This is a genomic window from Streptomyces aureus (assembly GCF_000725495.1).
Lineage (GTDB): Bacteria > Actinomycetota > Actinomycetes > Streptomycetales > Streptomycetaceae > Streptomyces > Streptomyces aureus_B.
Genome location: NZ_JNZD01000023.1, coordinates 90,343 through 112,849, shown reverse-complemented (window position 1 = coordinate 112,849; position 22,507 = coordinate 90,343). Strand labels below are relative to the sequence as shown.

Sequence of the window (22,507 nt, the reverse complement as noted above, 5' to 3'; positions counted from 1 at the left end):
GCCCGGTCGGCCGACGCGCGGCACACGGGTGCTCGGGACCTCCTGATCCCGCAGGATGACATACCGCCCAGTCGGTACCTAGGGGTCTGCGGTGGTCTTCTCGGCCCGGTCCACCAGACGGGACAGCTCGAGACGGGAGCGGATCCCCAGGGCGGCGAAGACATTGCGCAGGTGGTGGTCCACGGTGCGGGTGCTCACCGACAGGCGCAGCGCCACCTCCCGATTGGTGGCCCCCTCGGCCACACAGCGGGCGATCCGCAGCTGCTGGGGCGTCAGGAGCGTGAGCGGTCCGGCCGGCTCACCGGGCCCGGCGTCCCCGGTGGCCCGGAGTTCGGCCCGTGCCTGCGCGGCCCAGCCCAGGGCCCCGCCCCGCTCGAAGGAGACCAGCGCGTCCCGCAGCCTGCCGCGGGCCTCGCCCGGCCGACGGCGCCGTCGCAGCCAGGCGCCGTAGAGGAGCTGGGTGCGGCCGCGTTCGAAGTCCCCCGCCGCCTCGTCGTGCCGGGCCAGGGCGTCGGCGAACAGCGCCTCGCGCTCCTCGGGGCCGCTCAGCAGGGCACGGCAGCGCGCCAGTTGGGCACCGGACTGGGGATCGGTGCCCTGCGCCGACCAGCGGGCGAACGCGGCCACCGCCGACCGGGCGGCCTCCGTCTGTCCCGTGCGGGCCGCCGCCTCGACGAAGCAGGGGACGGCGAGCATCCGTACGGCGAAGTGGCCGCGGCGCGGGCCGGAACCGACCAGCGGGCCCAGCCGTGCCGCGGCCTCGGGGAGCCGGCCGCGGGCCAGGTCGGCGCGGGCCCGTGCCCACTGGGCCAGCGTGGCCGCCTGGGCGAGACCGTGGGCCGCGGCGACGCGTTCGGCGGCATCGGCGTGCTCCGCGACGGCCTCGGGAGAACCCTCGACGGACGCCACCAGCGCGAGGATCGCGTGGTGGTGCGCGGCGAGGTTGTCCTGGCCGGCGCCGAGAGCCGTGCGCAGGCCGTCCTCGGCGTGGGCGCGGGCCCGGGCGTGGCGTCCGGCGCGCAGCTCTCCGTAGGCCAGCCGTTCCAGTGCCTGGGCGACGAGGCTGTACGGGCCCCGGGCCCTGGCGACGGCCAGGGCGCGGGAGTTGGCGCGGGCGGCGGCGGTGAGGTCGCCGACGACCAGGGCGGCGCTCCCGGCCCGCAGCAGGGTCTCCGGGCCGTCGGGGACACCGGCCGCCCCCGCCGCGGCCATCACCTCCCGCAGCGGCGGGCGTCCGGTGCCGGGGCGCCCCCGCATCACCGCGGACATCCCCGTCCGGTACGCCGTGAGCAGCCGGTCGGGGCCGGGGCGCAGCGACCCCAGGTCCAGGGCTTCCACGCAGGCCGCCGCGTCGCCCGCCGCCCAGGACGCCTCGACGGCGGCGAGCCGGGCGTCCAGGGCGCGGCGCGGGTCGGCGGTGTCCAGCAACTCGGCTGCCAGCAGCAGGGTTTCGCGGGCGTCGGCGACCGGGCCGTCCTGGAGCGCGAGCCGCCCGCTCACCAGCTGGGCCGCGCCGCGCACGGCGCCGTCGGGTCCCTCGCGGCCGGCCCGGGCGAGCAACTCCCGCGCGCGGTGCGGCAGTCCTGCCAGCCGGGCCTGGTCGGCAGCCTCCACCAGTCGGACGGCTCGCTGCCCCGCGTCGGCGGCGAGTTCGGCCGACCGCGCCCAGGCCGCCGAGCGCTCCGCGGGTCCCGCTCCCCCGCCGGGCCGCGCCGCCGCCTCGGCGAGCGCGTCACCGAGGGCGGTGGCGGGGGCGGCGGCCGCCGAGGCGCGGTGGAAGAGGACCGGCAGCGCCCGCGGGCCCGCGGCGTGGGCGTCGGCCAGCAGTCGGTGCGCCGCGCGCCGGCGGGCGGGCGGGGTGGCGGTGTGCGGAGCCGTGGCGGGGCAAGGGCCTGGGTGGATACGGCCTCCGTCGAGGCGGAGCAGTCCCGCGGCCTCGGCGGCGTCCAGGGCGCCCGTGTCGAGTCCGCCGGCCGCGGCCGCCGCGAGGACGACCGCGGCGTCCACCCCGGCGCTCCTCGCGTCCCGCTCCCGCTCGGCGGCGACGAGCAGCAGCAGGTCCACCGGCTCGTTCGGGGCGGCCGGGAGGAGCGACGGTAACGAGCTTCGGGCCGCCGTCGGGGGAAGACTTCGCGTACTCGCGTTTCCCGTCACGACCGTCACGTTACTTCCGCGTAAACGAAGGCGGAAGCCCGGCGTTCGCTTGCGCCTGCTGCCCCGAAAACCGCCTCTGACCTGCATGGACAGGACTCGCGCGAGGGAGTGCGCTGGGCAGGCTCCCAGGGCCGGTGGGCAAGGCTTGTGCGCCGGCACAACGACCGGTGCGCGGACGTGGGACACCCGTGCGGGTGACGGCGGCCGTCACCCGCACGGGGCGGATCGGAAGCTGCGCGGACGGATCAGGAGGTGTGCGGGCAGTTGCCCCGGTACTCGGCGATCGTCAGGGATGCCTGCGGCAGCGGGCACAGGAACTGCTCGTAGCGGGTGTCGTTGTCGATGAAGCGCTTCAGCCACGAAATGCTGTACTTCGCGATCGTCGTGTTGGAGCTGTTGGGCGTGAAGTGGGTGGCACCCCTCAGTTCCAGGTACGCCTTGTCGAGCGTGCTCGGCAGACTCGCGTAGAAAGGCTCGGAGTGCGTGGCCACCGGTGCGATGGTGTCGCCGTCGGCGCCCACGATCAGGGTCGGGGTCTTGATCTCCGGCCAGGTGGTGTCCAGGTTCCAGGCGGTCAGCGGGATCGCCGCCTGGAGCGAGGGACGGCTCTTCGCGGCCTCCAGCGTGCCGCCGCCGCCCATCGAGTGGCCCATCACGCCGAGCCGGCTGCTGTCGATCCTGGAGCGCACGGAACTGGTCTGGGTCAGGTAGTCGAGAGCGGCCAGCAGTTGCCGGCCGCGACTGTCGGGCTGGTCCAGGGTGGTGAGGGTGTCGATGGTGAACACCACGAAGCCCTGGGAGGCGAGCCGGGGCCCGAGCCAGGCGATGGACGACTGGTAGGCGGTGTACCCGGGCGAGACGGCGACCGCCCCGAAGGTGCCGTCGGCGGTCGAGGTCGGGTAGTAGATCGTCCCGCCGCCGAAGCCGCTCACGGACAGCGCGGAGACGCTGCTGGTGGAGACGGCGTAGGGGCCGGTGGTCGCCTCGATGCTCGCGACGGTGGGGGCGGGGCCGCGCTCGTACGGGTTCGCGGCGGCCTGCGCCGAGACGGTCCGGGTCGTGACGGCCCCCGCCCCGGTGGCCTGCGCGGCGACGAGGCCGCCCGCGGCCAGGAGCACCGCGAGGCCGGCCCGCACCAGACGGCCGGTCAGCCGGTGCGGTCGGCGCGGGGACGGTTCGGGTCCGGCGGGAAGTGCGCGGTTCGGCTGCTGCACGGGGATGCGTCCTCTCGGTGAGGGCGACGGACCCATGCCGGCCGGGGCACCGCCCGGCACGGGGTACCGGAGGGCGCGCGCCACGGAACGGCGGGAGTCCGTCTGGATGGTTGCGGTGGCAACTGTCCGCCCGGCTCCCGCCCCCGTACATCGGCTAAATCACCGGCCACGCACAACCACCCGCGACACGGTCACGGCCGACACCAACCGGCCCCGGCCCCGGCCCCGGCCCCGGAAACGGTCTCGCCCCGGACCCCACCGACCGCGACACGGTCAGGGATGGCATCTCGCCGACGGCAGCCCCGCCACGGCCGACACCAACCGACCGCGGCACGGTCACCACCCGCGCCCCACCGACCCGACACGGTCCCGGCCCACGCCCCCGGTCCCGTCCCGCACCCCCGGCCCCCCGGCCCCGGCCCCGGAGACGGTCAAGGCCCGCACCCCGCAGCGATGGCTGCTCGGGTGCGGGCCGTGACGTGAGGCGTGTCCGCCCGTGGCGGCCGCCGACGGGCGGGCTCGCCCGGCGGCTCTGCTGAAGGCCCCCGGCCAGGAACTTCAGCGGACGGGGTGGCCCGCCCCCCGCAGCGTCTCCTTGACCTCGCCGATCCGCAGGTCGCCGAAGTGGAAGACGGACGCGGCGAGCACCGCGTCGGCGCCCGCCCCGATGGCCGGCGGGAAGTGGTCGAGCCGGCCGGCGCCGCCGCTGGCGATCAGCGGGACGGTGACGTGCTTGCGTACGGCCTCGATCATCTCGATGTCGTAGCCGTCCTTCGTGCCGTCGGCGTCCATCGAGTTGAGCAGGATCTCCCCCGCGCCCAGTTCGGCGGCCCGGTGGGCCCACTCGACGGCGTCGATGCCGGTGCCCTGGCGGCCGCCGTGGGTGGTCACCTCGAAGGAACCGCCCTCGGTCCGGCGCGCGTCCACCGACAGCACGAGCACCTGCCGACCGAACCGCTCCGCGATCTCGCGGATGAGGTCGGGCCGGGCGATCGCGGCCGTGTTGACGCCGACCTTGTCCGCGCCGGCGCGCAGCAGCTTGTCGACGTCCTCGGCGGTGCGGACGCCGCCGCCGACGGTGAGCGGGATGAAGACCTGCTCGGCCGTGCGGCGCACCACGTCGTAGGTGGTCTCCCGGTTGCCCGAGGAGGCCGTGATGTCCAGGAAGGTGAGCTCGTCGGCGCCCTCGGCGTCGTACACCTTGGCCATCTCGACGGGGTCGCCCGCGTCGCGCAGGTTCTGGAAGTTGACGCCCTTGACGACCCGGCCGTTGTCCACGTCCAGGCAGGGAATCACTCGGACCGCCAGGGTCATGACGTTGCCTCTCCCCGCTCCGTGCGGTCCTCGCCGGACCGTTCCGTACGGTCGCCGCCCTGGCGGTACGCCTCCACCTCGACCTCGACCACCAGCCGCGGGTCCACCAGACCCTCGACGATGATCATGGATGCGGCGGGGCGGACGTCGTCGAACAGCGCCTTGTGGGCGCGGCCGACCTCCTCGACGTCCCGGGCGTGGGTGATGTGCACGTGGGTGCGGACGACGTCCTCGCGGCCCAGGCCGAGCTGCTCCAGGGCCGAGAACGCGACGCCGAAGGCGTTGACCGTCTGCTCGTAGGGGCCGTCCTCGACGACGTCGCCGTCGACGATCGAGCTGCAGCCGGACACCAGCACCAGTCCGTTCGGCAGCTCCACCGCGCGGGAGTACCCGAAGGCCTCCTCCGCCGGCGAGCCGGTCGAAACGCGGCGTACGGCGCTCACCGGGCTACCGCCGCCAGCGCCTCTTCGAGGGTGAAGGCCTTGGCGTACAGGGCCTTGCCGACGATCGAGCCCTCGACGCCCAGCGGCACGAGCTCGGCGATGGCGCGCAGGTCGTCCAGCGAGGAGACCCCGCCGGAGGCGACCACCGGGCGGTCGGTCGCCGCGCACACGTTGCGCAGCAGTTCCAGGTTCGGGCCCTGGAGCGTGCCGTCCTTGGCGATGTCGGTGACCACGTAGCGGGCGCAGCCCTCGGAGTCCAGGCGCGCCAGCGTCTCGTAGAGGTCGCCGCCGTCGCGGGTCCAGCCGCGGCCGCGCAGGGTCGTACCGCGGACGTCGAGGCCGACCGCGATCTTGTCGCCGTGCTCGGCGATGACCTTGGCGACCCAGTCGGGGGTCTCCAGGGCGGCGGTGCCGAGGTTGACGCGGGTGCAGCCGGTGGCGAGGGCGGCGGCGAGGGTGTCGTCGTCGCGGATGCCGCCGGACAGCTCGACCTTGATGTCCATCGCCTTGGTGACCTCGGCGATCAGCGCGCGGTTGTCGCCGGTGCCGAACGCGGCGTCCAGGTCGACCAGGTGCAGCCACTCGGCCCCGGAGCTCTGCCAGGCGAGGGCCGCCTCCAGCGGGGAGCCGTAGGAGGTCTCGGTCCCGGACTCGCCGTGCACGAGACGGACGGCCTGGGCGTCGCGGACGTCGACGGCGGGGAGGAGTTCGAGCTTGCTCACAGTGTTCCGATCCAGTTGGTGAGGAGCTGGGCTCCGGCGTCGCCGGACTTCTCGGGGTGGAACTGGGTGGCCCACAGGGCGCCGTTCTCGACGGCCGCCACGAAGGGCTTGCCGTGCGTGGACCAGCTCACCAGGGGGGCGCGCAGCAGCGGGTTGCCGACTTCCAGCGACCAGTCCTGGACGGCGTACGAGTGGACGAAGTAGAACCGGGCGTCGGCGTCGAGGCCGGCGAAGGCCTGCGAGCCCTCGGGGGTGTCGACGGTGTTCCAGCCCATGTGGGGCACGACGTCGGCCTCCAGGGGTCCGACCGTGCCCGGCCACTCGTCGAGGCCCTCGGTCTCCACACCGTGCTCGATGCCACGGGTGAACAGGATCTGCATGCCGACGCAGATGCCCATGACGGGGCGTCCGCCGGACAGCCGGCGGCCGATGATCCAGTCGCCGCGCGCGTCCTTGAGGCCCTGCATGCAGGCGGCGAAGGCGCCGACGCCCGGCACCAGCAGTCCGTCCGCGTTCATGGCGGTGTCGAAGTCACGGGTGATCTCGACCTCGGCGCCCGCGCGGGCGAGGGCGCGCTCGGCGGAACGGACGTTGCCGAAGCCGTAGTCGAAGACGACGACCTTCTTGGAGCCGCTCAACTCCACACCTCCAGCCGCATGACGCCGGCGACGAGGCACATCGCGGCACCTATCGAGAGCAGCACGACGAGGCTCTTCGGCATGTCCTGCTTGACGAAGGAGTAGATCCCTCCGGCGAGGAAGAGACCGACGACGATGAGGATGCTGGAGAGGCCTGTCACAGTGCGCCCTTAGTGGAGGGGAGGATGCCGGCGGCGCGCGGGTCGCGCTCGGAGGCGTAACGCAGGGCCCGGGCCAGCGCCTTGAACTGGCACTCCACGATGTGGTGCGCGTTGCGTCCGTAGGGGACGTGCACGTGCAGGGCGATCTGGGCCTGGGCGACGAAGGACTCCAGGATGTGCCGGGTCATCGTCGTGTCGTACTCGCCGATCATCGGCGCCATGTTCTCGGGCTCGGTGTGCACGAGGTAGGGGCGGCCCGACAGGTCGACGGTCACCTGGGCGAGGGACTCGTCCAGCGGGACGGTGCAGTTGCCGAAGCGGTAGATGCCGACCTTGTCGCCGAGGGCCTGCTTGAACGCCGCGCCGAGCGCGAGGGCGGTGTCCTCGATGGTGTGGTGCGAGTCGATGTGCAGGTCGCCCTCGGTCTTGACGGTCAGGTCGAACAGACCGTGCCGGCCGAGCTGGTCGAGCATGTGGTCGTAGAAACCGACGCCGGTGGCCACGTCGACCTTGCCGGAACCGTCGAGGTCGATCTCGACGAGGACCGACGTCTCCTTCGTCACCCGCTCCACGCGTCCAACGCGGTTCATGCGTTCTGCTCCTTCGGGGATGCGGGGTCGTCCCCCGCAGAGCCCAGTAGTTCACGTACCGCGTCGAGGAACGCGTCGTTTTCCTTCGGGGTTCCGGCGGAGACCCGCAGCCACCCCGGCACTCCGTTGTCCCGGACGAGGACGCCCCGGTCGAGGATCTTCCGCCAGGCCTCGTGGGAGTCGGCGAACCGGCCGAACTGGACGAAGTTCGCGTCCGACTCCGTCACCTCGCAGCCCAGCGCGCGCAGTTCGGTGACCAGCCGGTCCCGTTCGGTCTTCAGCTGCTCCACGTATCCGAGCAGGGTGTCGGTGTGCTCCAGGGCGGCCAGCGCGGTCGCCTGGGTCACGGCCGACAGGTGGTAGGGCAGCCGGACGAGCTGGACGGCGTCGACGACCGCGGGGTCGGCGGCGAGGTAGCCGAGACGGAGCCCGGCGGCGCCGAAGGCCTTCGACATCGTCCGGGAGACGACGAGATTCGGCCGTCCTTCGAGCAGGGGCAGCAGCGACCGCCCGTGGCTGAACTCGATGTAGGCCTCGTCGACCACGACCATGGACGGCTTCGCCGCCTGGGCGGCCTCGTAGAGCGCGAGGACCGTCTCGGGCGGGACCGCGTTGCCCGTGGGGTTGTTGGGGCTGGTGATGAAGACGACGTCGGGCCGGCTCTCGGCGATGGCCTGCTCGGCGGCGGCGAGGTCGATCGTGAAGTCCTCGTTGCGCGGGCCCGAGATCCAGTGCGTGCCGGTGCCGCGCGCGATGAGTCCGTGCATCGAGTACGAGGGCTCGAAGCCGATCGCGCTGCGGCCGGGGCCGCCGAAGGTCTGGAGCAGCTGCTGGATGACCTCGTTGGAGCCGTTGGCGGCCCAGACGTTCTCGGTGGCCACGGAGTGTCCGCCGGTCTTCGTCAGATAGGCGGCCAGCTCGGTGCGCAGCTCCACCGCGTCCCGGTCGGGGTAGCGGTTGAGGCCGCGGGCGGCCTCCCGGACCCGTTCGGCGATCCGCTCGACGAGCGGTTCGGGCAGCGGGTACGGGTTCTCGTTGGTGTTCAGGCGTACGGGGACGTCGAGCTGGGGTGCGCCGTAGGGGGTCTTGCCGCGCAGCTCGTCCCGTACGGGGAGATCGTCGATGCCAGTCACTTGCCCTCGGGTACCTTCCAGCCGCGCGCCATTTGTTCGTCTCCGACGAACCTTGCCTTCACCGCCGCGCCGTGCGCGGGCAGGTCCTCCGCCTCCGCCAGGGTCACCACGTGGTGGGCGACGTCGGCGAGCGCGTCCTTCGTGTAGTCCACGATGTGGATGCCGCGCAGGAAGGACTGCACGGACAGGCCCGAGGAGTGGCAGGCGCAGCCGCCGGTCGGCAGGACGTGGTTGGAGCCCGCCGCGTAGTCGCCGAGGGAGACCGGGGCCCAGGGGCCGACGAAGATCGCTCCGGCGTTCCTGACCCGGTCGGCGACCGCCGCGGCGTCGGCGGTCTGGATCTCCAGGTGCTCGGCGCCGTAGGCGTCGACGACCTTGAGGCCGGCCTCGATGTCGTCGACGAGGACGATCGCGGACTGCCGTCCGGACAGGGCCGGGACGATCCGGTCGTCGATGTGCTTGGTGGCCGCGATCTGCGGCTCCAGCTCCTTGTCGACCGCGTCGGCAAGGGCGGGCGAGTCGGTGACCAGGACGGCGGCGGCGAGCGGGTCGTGCTCGGCCTGGCTGATCAGGTCGGCGGCGATGTGCGCCGGGTCGGCGGTGTCGTCGGCGAGGACCGCGATCTCGGTCGGGCCGGCCTCGGCGTCGATGCCGATCCTGCCGGTGAAGTAGCGCTTGGCCGCGGCGACCCAGATGTTGCCCGGTCCGGTGACCATGTCGGCGGCGGGGCAGGACTCGGTGCCGTGCGCGAACATCGCGACGGCGGTGGCGCCGCCGGCCGCGTACACCTCGTCGATGCCCAGCAGCGCGCAGGCCGCGAGGATCGTGGGGTGCGGGAGGCCGCCGAACTCCTTCTGCGCCGGGGAGGCCAGCGCCATGGAGGGGACGCCCGCCTCCTGCGCCGGGACGGCGTTCATGATCACGGACGAGGGGTACACCGAGCGGCCGCCGGGCGCGTACAGCCCGACCCGGCCGACGGGCACCCACTTCTCGGTGACCGAGCCGCCCGGCACGACCTGCGTGGTGTGCGTGGTGCGGCGCTGGGCGCGGTGGACGAGACGGGTGCGGCGGATGGACTCCTCCAGGGCCGCGCGCACGGCGGGGTCGAGCCCTTCCAGGGCGTCGGCGAGGGCCTCGGCCGGGACACGCACGGACTCCAGCCGTACTCCGTCGAACTTCTCCGCGTAGTCGATCAGCGCCGCGTCCCCCCGATGATGCACGGCCTCGCAGATCGGTCGCACCTTCTCCAGGGCGGCCGAGACGTCGAAGTCGGCTCGGGGCAGCAGGTCGCGCAGGGCGGGACCCTCGGGGAGGGCGTCGCCGCGCAGATCGATTCGGGAGATCACGGACTCAATTCTCTCAGACGGCGACGGGGCGCCGGACGCCCGTATCAGTGGCTGATACAAGCCACCCCCGGTTCCCGCGGATGATCCCCTTCACCAGGAGCGTTCGCGCGGTCACTGAGCGGGCATTGCACGGACGTATGAACCCACGGGTGGGCCGGGAAGGGAGTGACGTGCCGTGACCGAGGGTGCGGGCCTGCGCACCGGGGACCTGCCGGACGAGCTGACCGCCGCCGAGGCCGGGATGTGGCAGGCGTTCCGCAACGGCAGCGTGTACGACCTGCGCAGCGGGGACGGCGCCGTGGACGATCCGCACGGCGGCCACCCCTGGGGGCCCGAGCGCAGTGTCCGGGCCCGGATAGTGGCGTGGCTGCTGCTCGACGGGCCGCCGGCCCTCCAGGGCCGGGTGGCGTCGCTGAAGATGACCGGCGTGCGGATAACCGGCGTGCTGGACCTCGCGGGCGGCACGGTGGTGCCGTACGTGGAGCTGAAGGGCTGCCGGTTCGAGAAGGAGGTGGTGCTGCCGGAGTCCCGGTTCACCACGCTGCGCCTGGAGGACTGCGCGGTGCCCCGGCTGGAGGCGGCCCGGCTGCACACCGAGGGCGACCTGCATCTGCCGCGCTGCCGTTTCCACAACGGGGTACGGCTGACCGACGCGCACATCGGCACGGATCTGCTGCTCAACCAGGCCGTGGTCTACCGGGACCGGCGGGGGCGCTCGATCACCGGTGACGGCATGACCGTCGGGCAGGACCTCCAGGCCGAGATGCTGGAGTCGCACGGAGAACTCAGTCTGCGCAGCGCGACGGTCGGCGTGTCGCTGAGCCTGCGCGGCAGCCGGCTGAGCAACCCGTACACCCGGCTCGCCCTCAACGCCCCCCAGCTGACCGTCAACCGGACGCTCTACATGACCCCGGCGGGACTCGGCAATCCGCTGATGACCAGCGGCACCACACCGGCGCGCGGCACCCTGGTGCAGCGGTTCGAGTGCCAGGGCGGGATCCGGCTGGACGACGGGCGCTTCGGTGACGCGGTCGACTTCGACCGGGCCCGCTTCACCTTCGACGACGACCAGGAGCTGTCGCTGCTGCGGGTCCAGACGCCGGAGCTGCGCTTCCTCGGGGAGCGGCCCGAGCGCGGCAAGGTCGTGCTGTCGGGCGCGCGGGTCGTCAACCTGGTCGACCGGGCGTCCAGCTGGCCGGGCCCCGGCAGCCTGCACATGGGCGGTTTCACGTACGAGAACCTGGTCCCGCAGGGGGCCTTCCCGCTGACCCGGCGCCTGGAGTGGGTGGCGGCGGCCACCGCCGAGTACGCGCCGGAGCCCTACGAGCGGCTGGCCGCCGTGCTGCGCGACTCCGGGGAGGACGAGGACGCCCGTGAGGTGCTGCTGGCCAAGCAGCGCCGACGGCGCGAGACCCTGCCGCTGGCCGCCAAGCTCTGGGGCTACGCCCAGGACTGGACGGTCGCCTACGGGTACCGGCCCGGGCGCGCCGCCCTGTGGATGGCGGTCCTGTGGGCGATGACCTCGGTGGCCTTCGCGCACGCCGGCCATCAGTCGGTCAACGGCGACGGGCACCCCGCGTGGAACGCCTCGCTCTACGCCCTGGACCTGCTGCTGCCGGTCATCGACCTCGGGCAGGCCGGCAACTGGCAGCTGCGCGGGGGCTGGCAGTGGATGGCCGCGGTGGTGGTCCTCCTCGGCTGGATCCTGGCGACGACGGTGGCCGCCGGAGCGACCCGGCTGTTGCGCCGCGGCTGACCCGGGCCCCGGCGCACGTCACGACACGCACGCCCCGGCGCCCTGCCCCGAACCTCGCGCGCCCCTCCGGTGCACCGGTTCAAGCCCCCCTTCACAGCCGGCTCACATCGGATCCGTACCACGCCTTTACTCGTCCTTGACCTTACGGCGCACAACCAAACGGCATTTACGAAAGCGTCACCGAGGACCTCTGGCACAGCCCCGACCTGCGGTTTTCAATGGTCGTCACCATGGCACTACTGAGCGCGCTCCTCCGTACCGCCCGCATGGCACGGAACACCTCACGCCTCGCCGCCGGACTGCCGGCCGACGAGGAGGTGCTGCTCGACGCCCCCGACCACCGGCTCGGCCCCGTACTCGTCGCGGCGGCCACCGGCGAGTTCGCCCCGGCGGCCGACCTGCTGGCCACCACGCGCAAGTCCGCCGAGTGGGAGAACCGCGACCGGTACGCGATGCGCCTCGCCGCCTTCGCGCGCTCGCGCGACGAGTGGCTGTGCCGGTGGCAGGCCGACGACCCGCACGACCCCGACGTCCTCCTCGTGAAGGCCGAACTGGCCCTGCGCCGCGGATGGGAGTCCCCCGCACGGGTGGAACTGCTGCGCGAGATCGGTCCGCTGATCATGTCCGCCGCCGAGGCCGATCCGAACGACCCGGTGCCGTGGCGGATCGCGCTCGACCACGCCCGAGGCACCAACGCCGGGCACACCGCGTTCGAGCGGCTGTGGGCCCAGGCCGTCCGGCGCTCCCCGCACCACTACGGCTGTCACGTGGCCGCGCTCCAGTACCTCTCCGCCGCCTGGTACGGCTCGCACACCGAGTGCTTCGACTTCGCCGAGCCCGCCGCCCAGGACGCGCTGCCCGGCTCCCTGGTCCAGGCCCTGCCCGTACGCGCGGCCTTCGCCTATCTGACCGAGGGCGGCGGCCCCGGCGTTCCGCGCGAGCGCCTGGACGCCGCGGCCGACCTCGCCATCTCGGTCTCGGCCTCCTACGCCGCCGCCGACCCGTGGCCCGCCGAGGTGCGCAACCTGCTGACGTACGTCCTGGTCCGGCTGGAACGCTGGCAGGACGCACTGGAGCAGCTGCGGCTCATCGGCCCGTACGTGACCTCGTTCCCCTGGGCCAGGGTCTCCGACGACCCGCTCGGGCAGTACCTGGAGCTGCGCGACGGGGTCCGTCTGGAGGTCGCCTCGGAGCTTCCGCTGCGCGAGCAGGCGCCCCGCCGGGTGCGGTGGAACGGGCACGGCGGACTCGTCCGCCCCGCCGACCATTAGGCTTTCCCGTCGTGACCACCGTCCGGCTCCCGCTCTTCCCCCTGAACTCGGTGCTCTTCCCCGGGCTCGTTCTTCCGCTGAACGTGTTCGAGGAGCGCTATCGCGCCATGATGCGCGATCTGCTGAAGACACCCGAGGACGAATCCCGCCGCTTCGCGGTCGTCGCCATCCGCGACGGCCACGAGGTCTCGCCCAGCGCGCCCGGCATGCCCGACGGGACGGCCGTGACCGACCGCGGGCCCGCCGCCGGATTCGGCGACGATCCGCTCAAGGCCTTCCACGAGGTGGGCTGCGTCGCGGACGCGGCCACCATCCGGGAACGCGCCGACGGCAGCTTCGAGGTGCTGGCCACCGGCACGACCCGGGTCCGGCTGCTGTCGGTGGACGCCTCGGGGGCGTTCCTGACGGCCGAGCTGGAGGAACTCCCGGAGAACCCGGGGGACGGGGCCGGGACGCTCGCCGAAGGGGTCCTGCGCGCGTTCCGCCAGTACCAGAAGCGGCTGGCCGGAGCGCGGGAGCGCTCGCTGTCGACCGGCGCGGACCTGCCGGACGAACCGGCGGTCGTCTCCTATCTCGTCGCAGCCGCCGTGATGCTGGACGTCCCGGCCAGACAGCGGCTGCTCCAGGCCCCCGACACGGCCTCACGGCTGCGCGAGGAGCTGAAGGTGCTGCGCGCCGAGACGGCCATCATCCGTAATCTGCCGTCGTTGCCCGCGTCGGACCTGACGCGCGGCCCGACGAGCCTGAACTGACGCTTGCGAGACGACCGATGGCCAAGAAGGCGAAGAAGCAGTCCGGCGGCACGCCCGCCACGGTGGCGCTGACGGAGGCGGGCGTCCCGTTCACCGTCCACGCCTACGAGCACGATCCCGCGCACCCGTCCTACGGCGGGGAGGCCGCCGAGGCGATGGGCGTGTCGCCGGAGCGGGTCTTCAAGACCCTGGTGGCCGACGTGGACGGCGCCCTCGTGGTCGCGGTCGTCCCGGTGGCCGGCTCCCTCGATCTCAAGGCCCTCGCCACGGCGGTGGGCGGCAAGCGGGCGGCGATGGCCGACCCCGCGGCGGCCGAGCGCACCACCGGGTACGTGCGCGGTGGCATCTCGCCGCTCGGCCAGCGCAAGAGGCTCCGTACGGTGCTGGACTCCTCGGCCTCCGGGCACGCCACGATCTGCGTCTCGGCGGGCCGCCGCGGCCTGGAGGTCGAACTCGCCCCCGCCGACCTCGCGCAGCTCACGGACGCGGTGTCCGCACCCGTCGGCCGGACCTGACCGGCCCGCGCGGCTCTCGGCGGGACGGACCCGCCCGGCCCCGCGCCGCCTTCGGCCGGATGCAGCCGGCCGGCTCGCGCGGCCCCTCGACGGATGCCCCGGCTTCGGTTAAGCACGAAGGGCATGTCGAAGAGAACGCGGAAGCGTAAGTGGCGCATCAAGAAGGGCCGTTCCAACCACGGCCGCCGTCCCGCCTGACCACCCGCCCCGAACACCGAAGGGCCGGCCGGACGCCGCTCCCACGGCGGTCCGGCCGGCCCTGACTCCCCTGAGCCGGTGCCGGGAGAACCTAGGCGGCCGGAGGTCCCGGCTGCGTGGGCTGGTGGGGGTGCTGCTCGTACGGGTCGGGGTCGCGGGGGCCGAACAGGGCCATCAGGCCGAGGTGGACCACCAGGGCGCTCAGGGACCACGCCAGCAGCGCGCCCTTGGCCCCGAGCTTCAGCGGCGCGGAGAACGTGACGCCCTTGCCCACGGCCTTGGCGTGCGCGACCACGTTCTGGGTGGGACCGAGCCAGATCCCGATCCGCCAGGCGAGCAGCGATCCGAGCAGGCCGCCGAGGGCCAGCGCGATCACCAGGGGCACCCCGCCACGCCTCCGCAGGAGGAAGACGACCAGGGCGCTGACCGCGCCGAAGCCCAGCGCGAGCAGGGTGAAGGTCCCGTCGACGCCGATCGCCTGCTCGCCCTCGGTGTCCTTGAGGTACACCGCGGTGGCGTCCGCGACCAGCGGCACGTGCGGCGTCAGCCACGCCCACAGGACCCCGAGGAGCGCTCCCGCGAGAGCGACCGCGACCGTGATCACGGCGGCCTCCCGCAGTTCGGTCTTCATCCCGGGTCCGTCCTGTCCGTAGGAGACCTCGTACGCGCCCGGGTACACGGGATGACCCGCGGGGCCGGGAGCGGGCTGGGCCTGCCAGTCGGGGTGCGGTTGCCGCCGGTCCCCGGAGGACTGTTCGTGCGGCGGCGGAGGTGGAGTCAGCGGAGCGGTCACCCTGCCATCGTGCCAGGCCCCGCCGACGGCCGCGTCACCGGACGGCGGCCCGGCGGTAGGCCCAGGCCGCCAGCGCCAGCGAGACCGCCCCGACTCCGGCGCACACGGCCAGATCGCCGAGGACGGCGGCCCAGTCGGGACGGGCCCCGAAGGTGCGGGCGAAGGCCTCGACCCCGTAGGTCGAGGGCAGCAGGTCGCGCAGGTACTGCACCGGGGCCGGCATCCGGTCGGCCGGCAGGACGCCCAGCAGCAGGGCCGCGGACATGCCCAGCTGGCCGAGCAGGGTGGCGAGCTCGGGACGCGGCGCGAGCAGCCCGAACGCGGCCCCGAGCCCGGCGAGCGCGGCACCCGCGAGCGGGACGACCGCGGCCAGCACCCACAGGTGGGCCAGCGGCAGCCCGAACAGCAGACAGCCGAAGACGGCGGTGACGACGGTGCCGGGCACGGTGAAGGAGGCGTACGCGGCCGCGGCCCCGAGCACCACGGCCGCCGGCGGCACCGGCAGCGTCGCGTAGTGGTCGAGCCCGCCGCTCGCCCGCAGCTGCCCGAAGTACTGAGCGAGCAGGTTGAGCGCGACGAAGGCGACGACCAGGACCGTGGAGCCGGCGACCACGGCCCGCGCCTCGGTGCCGCCGTCCACCACGCCGCGCATCATGACCATGATGCCGAGCGACTGGAAGGTGGCCACGAACAGCAGCGGGATCCGCGCGACGCGGGCGCGGGAGAGCTGCGCGCGGTACACGGCGGCCAGCGAGGGCGCGAACCGTGCCCGCGGCCCCAGCTCCGCGGCCGCTCCGGCGTCCCCGGCCAGGGGCAGCGCGCCGCCCGGCAGCACTCCAGCGGGTACGGCACTCACGTCGACCTGCTCCCCTTCGCCGGGAGTCGCCCCGTTCCGTGCACGGCCGACGCCCCTCTCCCGTACGGATTCCACGCCCTGGACACTCACGCCTTCACCAGTCCCTGCGTCGCGTGGCCGCCGAGGGCCAGATACACGTCCTCCAGGCTCGGCGTGGCGAGCGTGAAGTCGTCCAGTGCGGCGAAAGCGGCTCCGCCGGTGACGGTGGCCACGGCCGCGCGGGCCTCCTCGGGCGCGAGCCGCAGCGTCCAGCGGCGGCCCGACTCGACGGCCCGGGCCCGCAGGGCCGCGACCTCGGGGACGTGCAGCGGGGCGTTCTCGCGCCAGACGAGCTCGACCCTGACCTCGCCGGCCACCTGTTCCTTGAGCCCGGCCGGGGTGTCGCAGGCGATGACCCGTCCGCGGTCGAGGACGGCGACCCGGTCGAGGACCGTCTCGGCCTCGATGACGTTGTGGGTGACGAGCAGGACCGTGGCGCCCTGTTCCGCGCGGCGGCGGTCGACGGCGGCCCACACGGCGCGCCGGGCGACGGGGTCCATGCCGGTGGTCGGCTCGTCCAGGACCAGCAGCGGGCGGCGGCCGACGAGCGCTGCGGCGAAGCAGGCGAGCCGGCGCTGTCCGCCGGAGAGCTTCTTCAGGGGGCGGGAGGCGAGCGGGGCGAGGCCCAGTTCGTCCAGGACGGCGTCCCGTTCGGCCCGCGCGGCCGCGAGGTCGAGCCCGCGCAGCCGTCCCGTGGTCTCGGCGGCGAGGGACACGGTGAGCTCGTCCAGGGCGGTGGACTCCTGGCCGAGGTAGGCGAGGATGCGGGCCGCCCGGTCGGGGTGACGCACGATGTCGTGCCCGAGGATCTCGACGCTGCCGCTGTCGGGGCGCATCAGCCCGGTGAGCTGGCGCACGAGGGTGGACTTGCCGGCCCCGTTCGGCCCGAGCAGCCCGAAGATCTCGCCCCGGCGGATGTCCAGCCGGACCGCGTCGGTGGCCCTGACCTCGGGCGTCGCCGGGGTGCCGCGGCGGCCGCGGACGGCCGGATAGGTCTTGGTGAGACCTCGCACGGCGCACACGACATCGCCCCGGTGTCCCGTCGGTGCTGCCTGTGCCGTGCGCGTACTCACGAAGGACGAGAGTACGTGGTCCGGAGCCCCGGGATGTGCTCGGGGCCGTGGCGGACACCCTGCCGGGACCTTCGCGACCCCCGTCCCGGGGCCGTGGATCAGTCCCCGACCGGAGCGTGCTCGGTGGCCGTGCGGACGTCGATCTCCCGCCAGAACCCGGCCCGGATCGCGTACCGGTCGTGCTCGTCGATCTGGTCGTCCTTGTGCGCGAGGAGGCCGAAGCGGGCCGCGTAGCGCAGGAGTTCGCCGTCCACCCGATGGGGGACCCGCGGGTACATCGCCGACAGCTTCTGCAGATGGCTCGGGTCGGTGAGGCGCTCCATCCAGCGGCGGGCGAAGACCTGTCCGACCTCGTAGGGGTCGCCGCCGACGGTGGTGATGTCCTCCTCGCGGTCGGCCCAGCGCTGCTCCGCGGAGGTGAGCTGGGCGAGCGTGGGCAGCGCGGCGGCCTCCGCGGACTCCGCGGTGCCGCCGGGCCGGTCGACCCAGCCCTTGTCCGAGGACCAGCGCAGGGTCGCGTTCGCGGGGTGCTGGGCCGGCTGGGTGCCCGGTCCGCGCAGCGCGGCCAGGTCCTTGGGGGTGGGGACGCCTTTGGGCGAGGGCACCCGCTCCTGGGTGCCGTTCTGGGCCTCGGCCGCCTGGTGGTGCTCGGGCTCGGGGGCGGAGCGGTCGGCCGCGGCGGTGAGCGCCGACTCGGGCAGCGGCGCCGAGAGGATCGCGGCGATCTCGGGGCGGGGAATCGGGGGCGGGGCGCAGATCCCGCCGGTCTCCTTGGCCCGGACCGCCTTGGTGATCCAGGCCCGGTCGAGCACCCGCCGCTCGTCGGCCTCGGCCACCAGGTCCTCGGACTGGTTGTAGTCGCCGTCCGCGGCCTGCACGGCCCACAGGTGGACGGCCACGCCGTGCTCCTTGGCGGCCATCATGCCCGGCAGCAGGTCGCCGTCGCCGGTGACGAGCACGATGTCGGAGCAGGCACGATTGCGCGCCAGCTCGGTCAGCTCGGCGTGCATGGCGGCGTCCACGCCCTTCTGGGCCCACCGCCCGTCGCTGCGGGTCAGCGCGCCCAGGCGCACCGTCACCCGCGGCATCACGCGCAGCCTGCGGTGCTCGGGCTGCGGGACGCGGTCGGGCGCGCCGTCGAACCAGTAGATGCGCAGCAGGGGCCGTTCGGTGTCGGACTCGGCGCGCTCGCGCAGACCCTGGATGAGGGCGGTGTGGTCGACGGTGATCCGGGATCGCGACGGCTCCCCGGCGAGGAGGCTGGCGGCGGCCCCGAGCAGATACCCGGCGTCCACCAGGACGATGCAGCGGTCCACGCGATCCACCCTCTTTCCGGGAGGTTTGCTTCGGGCTTCCTTGGAGTCTGCCCGACCGTGCGGAGGTTAACGGCCGGAACTCGATCTTCGGCGTGGCGGATCGGAGGAACACCGGCCGACAGCTCTTATTACGCACGGTAATTCTACGAAATGCGCTGCTTGTCAGCCTATGTGAATCTGGTCGCGGCCCTGGCCCCTAGATCCCCCACAGGAGGCAGATCACCATGGCCAAGAACAAGAATCGCAAGCAGGGCGGCCAGCAGGACCGCTCCTCGCAGGCTGAGCGTGCGCAGGAGCATGCGCAGCGGTCTTCGGCGCAGGCACAGCAGTCGCCGATGTCGCAGGCGCAGGGCAGCCCCGCTGATGTTGCCCGTAAGCATCAGAGGCGTTTCGGCCACAACTGAGGCCGCGGCGCGGGCCGGTGAGGCCCAGGTACGCACCGAGGGGCGCATCCGTCCATGGATGCGCCCCTCGGTGCGTCGGTGCCCGGCCGCCGCCGGCGGCCGGCGGCGCGGTCGTCAGCCGGCCAGGCAGGACGGGCCGAGCAGCACCTTGAGGTCGCCGAACAGCGCGGGGTCGGGCTTCACCCGGTGCCGGTCGAGCCGCAGCACCGTGGTCTTCGTCGGGCCCTGGAGCCTGATGCGGACCTCGCTGTCACCCTTGTGGTGGCTGAGGATCTCGCCGAGGCGGCTGACCATGGGCGGGGTGACGCGGGTGGCCGGGATGGTGAGCACCACGGGCGCGTTGGTGCCCGCGTTGGACAGGTCCGGGATCATCAGTTCCATCGCGACGAGCCGGGGCACGTCCTCCCGCTTGTCGAGCCGGCCCTTGACGAACACCACGGCGTCCTCGACGAGCTGGGTCGAGATGAGCTGGTACGTGGCCGGGAAGAACATGCACTCGATGGAGCCGGCGAGGTCCTCGACGGTGGCGATCGCCCAGGCGTTGCCCTGCTTGGTCATCTTGCGCTGGAGGCCCGAGATGATGCCGCCGATGGTGACGATCGCGCCGTCCGCGTGCTCGCCGCCGGTGAGCTGGGCGATGCCGGCGTCGGCCTTGTCGGACAGCACGTGCTCCAGCCCGAACAGCGGGTGGTCGGAGACGTACAGGCCGAGCATCTCCCGTTCCTGGGCGAGCAGGTACGTCTTGTCCCACTCGTCGTCGGTGAACTGCACGTCGAGTCCGAAGCCGGGTTCGCTGCTCTCCTCCTCGCCCATGCCGCCGAAGAGGTCGAACTGGCCCTCGGCCTCCTTGCGCTTGACCGCGACCACGTTGTCGATCATCGGCTCGAAGTGCGCGGTGAGGCCCTTGCGGGTGTGCCCCAGGGTGTCGAAGGCGCCCGCCTTGATCAGCGACTCCGTGGTGCGCTTGTTGCAGGCGATGGCCTCGACCTTGTCGAGGTAGTCCGGGAACGAGCCGTACTTGCCCTTGGCCTTGCGGCTCCTGATGATCGACTCCACGACGTTGGTGCCGACGTTGCGCACGGCCTCCAGGCCGAAGAGGATCACGTCGTCGCCCTGCGCGGCGAAGTTGTGCACCGACTCGTTGACGTTCGGCGGGAGCACCTTGATGCCCATGCGCCGGCACTCGTTCAGGTAGACGGCCGACTTGTCCTTGTCGTCCTTGACCGAGGTCAGCAGCCCGGCCATGTACTCGGCGGGGTGGTTCGCCTTCAGGTATGCGGTCCAGTACGAGACGAGGCCGTACGCGGCCGAGTGCGCCTTGTTGAAGGCGTAGCCGGCGAACGGGACCAGCACGTCCCACAGGGCCTGGATGGCCTCGTCGCTGTAGCCGTTCTTCTGGGCGCCGGCCTGGAAGATGGTGAAGTTCTTCGCCAGCTCGTCGGGCTTCTTCTTGCCCATCACGCGGCGGAGGATGTCGGCCTCGCCGAGGGAGTAGCCGGCGATGATCTGGGCGGCCTTCTGCACCTGCTCCTGGTAGACGATCAGGCCGTAGGTGACGGCCAGGACCTCTTCCAAGGGCGCCTCGAGCTCCTTGTGGATCGGGGTGATCTCCTGGAGCTTGTTCTTGCGCAGCGCGTAGTTCGTGTGCGAGTCCATGCCCATCGGGCCGGGACGGTAGAGCGCGGAGACGGCGGAGATGTCCTCGAAGTTGTCGGGCTTCATCAGCCGCAGCAGCGAGCGCATGGGGCCGCCGTCGAACTGGAAGACGCCGAGCGTGTCGCCGCGCTGGAGCAGTTCGAAGGTCTTCGGGTCGTCCAGCGGCAGCGCCAGCAGGTCGAGGTCGATGCCCTTGTTGGACTTCACCATCTTGACGGCGTCGTCCATGATCGTCAGGTTGCGCAGGCCCAGGAAGTCCATCTTCAGCAGGCCGAGCGACTCGCACTGCGGGTAGTCCCACTGGGTGATGGTCACGCCGTCGGTGTGCCGCACCCAGATCGGGGCGTGGTCGACGATGGGCTCGCTGGACATGATCACGCCGGCCGCGTGCACGCCCATCTGCCGGACCAGGCCCTCGACGCCCTTGGCGGTGTCGATGACCTTCTTCACGTCCGGTTCGTTCTCGTACATCCCGCGGATCTCGCCCGCCTCGCTGTAGCGGGGGTGCGAGGGGTCGGTGATGCCGTTCAGGTCGATGCCCTTGCCGAGGACGTCGGCGGGCATCGCCTTGGTGAGACGGTCACCCATGGCGTACGGGTAGCCGAGGACGCGCGCGGAGTCCTTGATCGCGTTCTTGGCCTTGATCTTGCCGTAGGTGCCGATCATGGCGACCTTGTCGGAGCCGTACTTCTCCGTCACGTACCTGATCACCTCGACGCGCCGACGCTCGTCGAAGTCGATGTCGACGTCGGGCATGGAGATGCGCTCGGGGTTGAGGAAGCGCTCGAAGATCAGACCGTGCGGGATCGGGTCGAGGTCGGTGATGCCCATGGCGTAGGCGACGATCGAGCCGGCCGCGGAGCCTCGGCCGGGGCCGACCGCGATGCCCTGCTTCTTGGCCCACATGATGAAGTCGGCGACCACGAGGAAGTAGCCCGGGAACCCCATCGAGATGATGGTGTCCATCTCGTACTCGACCTGCTTCATGCGGTCGTCCGGGATGCCGCCGGGGAAGCGGCGCTCCATGCCGCGCATGGTCTCGGCCTGGAACCAGGTGACCTCGGTGTAGCCGTCCGGGATGTCGAACTTCGGCATGAGGTTCTTCGCCTCGAACATGCCGCTGGTGTCGATCTGCTCGGCCACCAGGAGGGTGTTGGCGCAGCCCTCCTGCCAGGCGTCCGAGGAGTCGACGGCATACATCTCGTCCGTCGTCTTCAGGTAGTAGCCGGTGCCGTCGAAGCGGAAGCGGTCCGGGTCGGAGAGGTTCTTGCCGGTCTGGATGCACAGCAGGGCGTCGTGGGCGGTCGCCTCGTGCGCGTACGTGTAGTGCGAGTCGTTCGTCACCAGGGGCGGGATGCCGAGCTTCTTGCCGATCTCCAGGAGGCCGTCGCGGACCCGGTGCTCGATCTCGATGCCGTGGTCCATCAGTTCCAGGAAGTAGCGGTCCTTGCCGAAGATGTCCTGGTACTCGGCGGCCGACTTCAGGGCCTCGTCGAACTGGCCGAGGCGCAGCCTGGTCTGGAGCTCGCCGGAGGGGCAGCCGGTGGAGGCGATGAGCCCCTCCGACCACTGGGAGATCGTCTCCTTGTCCATCCGGGGCCACTTCTGGAGCCAGCCCTCGGCGTAGGCGTCGGAGGAGAGCTTGAAGAGGTTGTGCAGACCGGTGGCGTTCGCCGCCCAGATGGTCTTGTGGGTGTAACCGCCCGAACCGGACACGTCGTCGCGCTTCTGGTGCGGCTGGCCCCACTGGATCTTGCGCTTGTTGCGCCGGGACTCCGGGGCGACGTACGCCTCGATGCCGATGATCGGGGTGACCCCTGCCTTCTTCGCCGTGTGGAAGAAGTCGTACGCCCCGTGGAGGTTGCCGTGGTCGCTCATCGCGATGTGGGTCATGCCCATCTCGTTGCACGCGTCGAACATGTCCTTGAGCCGCGCGGCACCGTCCAGCAGCGAGTACTGGGTGTGGACGTGCAGGTGCGTGAACGGCGGCTTCGACACGGTTTCGGCCTCCAGGAAGAACCATCGGTTACAGGCTGCGGACAGTCTGGGGGGTCAGCGTCGAAGTCTATGCCGCGGCACTGACACCCGGCGGCGCATCATCCGTACCGTCGTACGGGTCCCCGGGCCCGGGGGTGTGCGTTCGCCGCCGGAACCCGGGCACTC

20 protein-coding genes are annotated in these 22,507 nt (G+C 72.5%); 5 read left to right on the top strand and 15 right to left on the bottom strand.

All coding sequences use genetic code 11. The annotated features are described in order from the left end of the window. Nucleotides 1-78: 78 nt before the first annotated feature. From IO36_RS25810 to hisD, 10 genes are all read right to left on the bottom strand, one after another. Nucleotides 79-2,064, bottom strand: coding sequence for a helix-turn-helix transcriptional regulator (locus tag IO36_RS25810; RefSeq protein WP_051900951.1), 1,986 nt, complete (start codon nt 2,062-2,064; stop codon nt 79-81). Nucleotides 2,065-2,399: 335 nt separating this feature from the next. Then, on the bottom strand, nt 2,400-3,404 hold the full coding sequence (locus tag IO36_RS25805) for a bis(hydroxyethyl) terephthalate hydrolase (protein ID WP_051900956.1): 1,005 nt from the start codon (nt 3,402-3,404) through the stop codon (nt 2,400-2,402). 522 nt (nt 3,405-3,926) lie between these two features. Next, complete coding sequence (gene hisF, locus IO36_RS25800; RefSeq protein WP_037623343.1) at nt 3,927-4,682, bottom strand: imidazole glycerol phosphate synthase subunit HisF; 756 nt, start codon at nt 4,680-4,682, stop codon at nt 3,927-3,929. Continuing rightward, nucleotides 4,679-5,125: a RidA family protein gene (locus IO36_RS25795; protein WP_051900950.1), complete on the bottom strand. Its 447-nt coding sequence runs from the start codon at nt 5,123-5,125 to the stop codon at nt 4,679-4,681. The genes hisF and IO36_RS25795 overlap by 4 nt, the downstream gene beginning before the upstream one ends. Then, on the bottom strand, nt 5,122-5,847 hold the full coding sequence (gene priA / locus IO36_RS25790; protein ID WP_037623342.1) for a bifunctional 1-(5-phosphoribosyl)-5-((5-phosphoribosylamino)methylideneamino)imidazole-4-carboxamide isomerase/phosphoribosylanthranilate isomerase PriA: 726 nt from the start codon (nt 5,845-5,847) through the stop codon (nt 5,122-5,124). The genes IO36_RS25795 and priA overlap by 4 nt, the downstream gene beginning before the upstream one ends. Further along, nucleotides 5,844-6,491 (bottom strand): imidazole glycerol phosphate synthase subunit HisH, encoded by a 648-nt coding sequence (gene hisH, locus IO36_RS25785; protein ID WP_037623341.1) that lies wholly within the window; start codon nt 6,489-6,491, stop codon nt 5,844-5,846. Before hisH ends, priA begins: the two co-directional genes overlap by 4 nt. Beyond that, entirely contained in the window at nt 6,482-6,646 is a 165-nt protein-coding gene (locus IO36_RS47455; protein WP_037623340.1) for a hypothetical protein, read from the bottom strand. Before IO36_RS47455 ends, hisH begins: the two co-directional genes overlap by 10 nt. Next, nucleotides 6,643-7,236, bottom strand: coding sequence for an imidazoleglycerol-phosphate dehydratase HisB (gene hisB, locus IO36_RS25775; protein ID WP_037623339.1), 594 nt, complete (start codon nt 7,234-7,236; stop codon nt 6,643-6,645). The genes IO36_RS47455 and hisB overlap by 4 nt, the downstream gene beginning before the upstream one ends. After that, nucleotides 7,233-8,369 carry a histidinol-phosphate transaminase gene (locus tag IO36_RS25770; RefSeq protein WP_037623337.1) on the bottom strand — a complete coding sequence of 379 codons (1,137 nt, stop codon included), beginning with the start codon at nt 8,367-8,369 and terminating at the stop codon, nt 7,233-7,235. Before IO36_RS25770 ends, hisB begins: the two co-directional genes overlap by 4 nt. Beyond that, on the bottom strand, nt 8,366-9,715 hold the full coding sequence (gene hisD / locus IO36_RS25765; protein ID WP_037623335.1) for a histidinol dehydrogenase: 1,350 nt from the start codon (nt 9,713-9,715) through the stop codon (nt 8,366-8,368). Before hisD ends, IO36_RS25770 begins: the two co-directional genes overlap by 4 nt. A 175-nt stretch (nt 9,716-9,890) precedes the next feature. On the opposite strand from hisD, the gene IO36_RS25760 reads away from it, so the two are divergent. The 4 genes from IO36_RS25760 to ybaK all read left to right on the top strand — a co-directional run bounded on the left by IO36_RS25760 (nt 9,891) and on the right by ybaK (nt 14,009). After that, nucleotides 9,891-11,471 carry a hypothetical protein gene (locus tag IO36_RS25760; RefSeq protein WP_037623334.1) on the top strand — a complete coding sequence of 527 codons (1,581 nt, stop codon included), beginning with the start codon at nt 9,891-9,893 and terminating at the stop codon, nt 11,469-11,471. A gap of 218 nt (nt 11,472-11,689) precedes the next feature. Further along, nucleotides 11,690-12,742, top strand: a complete 1,053-nt coding sequence (locus tag IO36_RS25755; protein ID WP_037623332.1) for a hypothetical protein — start codon at nt 11,690-11,692, stop codon at nt 12,740-12,742. Nucleotides 12,743-12,753: 11 nt separating this feature from the next. Next, nucleotides 12,754-13,494 (top strand): LON peptidase substrate-binding domain-containing protein, encoded by a 741-nt coding sequence (locus tag IO36_RS25750; protein WP_037623330.1) that lies wholly within the window; start codon nt 12,754-12,756, stop codon nt 13,492-13,494. A gap of 17 nt (nt 13,495-13,511) precedes the next feature. Continuing rightward, nucleotides 13,512-14,009, top strand: coding sequence for a Cys-tRNA(Pro) deacylase (ybaK, locus tag IO36_RS25745; protein WP_037623329.1), 498 nt, complete (start codon nt 13,512-13,514; stop codon nt 14,007-14,009). A 289-nt stretch (nt 14,010-14,298) separates the two neighbouring features. Here ybaK and IO36_RS25740 read toward each other — a convergent pair whose 3' ends face one another. The 4 genes from IO36_RS25740 to IO36_RS25725 all read right to left on the bottom strand — a co-directional run bounded on the left by IO36_RS25740 (nt 14,299) and on the right by IO36_RS25725 (nt 18,284). After that, entirely contained in the window at nt 14,299-15,000 is a 702-nt protein-coding gene (locus tag IO36_RS25740; RefSeq protein WP_051900949.1) for a DUF2567 domain-containing protein, read from the bottom strand. A gap of 34 nt (nt 15,001-15,034) precedes the next feature. Then, nucleotides 15,035-15,856 (bottom strand): ABC transporter permease, encoded by an 822-nt coding sequence (locus IO36_RS25735; protein ID WP_037623381.1) that lies wholly within the window; start codon nt 15,854-15,856, stop codon nt 15,035-15,037. An 86-nt stretch (nt 15,857-15,942) separates the two neighbouring features. After that, on the bottom strand, nt 15,943-16,917 hold the full coding sequence (locus IO36_RS25730; protein ID WP_037623328.1) for an ABC transporter ATP-binding protein: 975 nt from the start codon (nt 16,915-16,917) through the stop codon (nt 15,943-15,945). A gap of 149 nt (nt 16,918-17,066) precedes the next feature. Beyond that, on the bottom strand, nt 17,067-18,284 hold the full coding sequence (locus IO36_RS25725; protein WP_037623380.1) for an NYN domain-containing protein: 1,218 nt from the start codon (nt 18,282-18,284) through the stop codon (nt 17,067-17,069). Between the two features lie 224 nt (nt 18,285-18,508). On the opposite strand from IO36_RS25725, the gene IO36_RS25720 reads away from it, so the two are divergent. After that, a complete protein-coding gene (locus IO36_RS25720; protein ID WP_037623327.1) occupies nt 18,509-18,688 on the top strand; it encodes a hypothetical protein in 180 nt (59 codons plus the stop codon). Nucleotides 18,689-18,802: 114 nt separating this feature from the next. Here the strand turns inward: IO36_RS25720 and dnaE are convergent, their stop codons facing one another. Continuing rightward, on the bottom strand, nt 18,803-22,342 hold the full coding sequence (gene dnaE / locus IO36_RS25715; RefSeq protein ID WP_037623326.1) for a DNA polymerase III subunit alpha: 3,540 nt from the start codon (nt 22,340-22,342) through the stop codon (nt 18,803-18,805). Between the last annotated feature and the right edge of the window lie 165 nt (nt 22,343-22,507).

Bases quoted from the DNA above. Each gene is read 5' to 3' on its own strand.
- IO36_RS25805 (WP_051900956.1), bottom strand. From the start codon at position 3,404: ATGGGTCCGTCGCCCTCACCGAGAGGACGCATCCCCGTGCAGCAGCCG.
- hisF (WP_037623343.1), bottom strand. From the start codon at position 4,682: ATGACCCTGGCGGTCCGAGTGATTCCCTGCCTGGACGTGGACAACGGC.
- hisB (WP_037623339.1), bottom strand. From the start codon at position 7,236: ATGAACCGCGTTGGACGCGTGGAGCGGGTGACGAAGGAGACGTCGGTC.
- IO36_RS25755 (WP_037623332.1), top strand. From the start codon at position 11,690: ATGGTCGTCACCATGGCACTACTGAGCGCGCTCCTCCGTACCGCCCGC.
- ybaK (WP_037623329.1), top strand. From the start codon at position 13,512: ATGGCCAAGAAGGCGAAGAAGCAGTCCGGCGGCACGCCCGCCACGGTG.
- IO36_RS25720 (WP_037623327.1), top strand. From the start codon at position 18,509: ATGGCCAAGAACAAGAATCGCAAGCAGGGCGGCCAGCAGGACCGCTCC.